This window comes from Marinicella sediminis, from assembly GCF_002000055.1.
GTDB lineage: Bacteria > Pseudomonadota > Gammaproteobacteria > Xanthomonadales > Marinicellaceae > Marinicella > Marinicella sediminis.
This window is the reverse complement of sequence record NZ_MVBD01000035.1, coordinates 1-1019: the sequence shown is the minus strand read 5'-3', so window position 1 is coordinate 1019 and position 1019 is coordinate 1. Positions and strand designations below refer to the sequence as shown.

Below are 1019 nucleotides of genomic sequence, written 5' to 3'. Positions count from 1 at the left end.
CTTTCAAACGAAAAACATAATTCATTACTGCTATCTGACCAATCAGGCAAGTCTTCAGCATATCTATATTTTGGAAAGCTATTACATCTACCCTTTGCGAAACAAATTAAGCCATCAGTAATTCCATCTGTTTCTTGAAATTCTTGATTCTCATATTCATATATTTTGCATAATTTAAATTTTTCCGAACTAATGTCAGAAAGATAGGTATTAAAAATCCAATTTAGCCTTTTTGTTCTAATATTCGTTATATTGGCATTGCTAAAAAGAAATTTGTACATGGATTTTTTTTCTCTATTCTTAGTAAACTCATTGATTATACTGTCCCCAAACTTAGCTATTTTTTTACTTTGAACCTCTTTTATTAAACCATTAGGAAAATTCTTTGAGTTAAAGTTTGGATTTTCATACGGTAGAGCTATTTCAGATATACTTTTAAAACCACCTGACCCAAAGTTTCCGTGAGAGCTGATTGAGCAATCAAAACTACCTTGAATATTGACAAATTTATTTGCCCAAAGCTCTCTTTTATAAGAAAGGTTGTCAGGAACGTTTACAATGATCGATTGATCAAAATTATTGAATTTAAAATCATCAATAGTTAAAAACAATCTGGCTCTATTAGGCTCAAGTGGATTTGGAAACCCCAGGAAACCCGAAGTATCAACTTCTTTTTTATCGAATTCGCATGGTGAAACTATTAGTTTAACTAAAGGCGTAGCCAGAATTGACCCTGTATAAAAAACACATATACATACAGTTACTAATGTAAATATCTTGTTCATTTTCCACCTCGTGTTTCAATGTTTATAATTTTAACTTAGAATAAAGGGGTCAGAGAATAAAGGGGTCAGTACCCTTTACTTCTTTTTCCAAGGTCTACCTCTCTTTGAGTAATCAACTTTGACCTTCAGTTTATCTTCAATCTGTTGAATAAATTGACTACTTCCCCAATATCCAGGACAGGCACTCCCTCAGAAATATCATACGGCCACTTCAGACATTTGCCACAGCTAATT

General features: G+C 32.4%; 1 protein-coding gene. It reads right to left on the bottom strand.

The window, feature by feature from the left end:
* Positions 1–785, bottom strand: a 785-nt coding sequence (locus B0475_RS17335; RefSeq protein WP_157893059.1) for a hypothetical protein, incomplete at its 3' end; no start/stop codon positions are given.
* Between the last annotated feature and the right edge of the window lie 234 nt (positions 786–1019).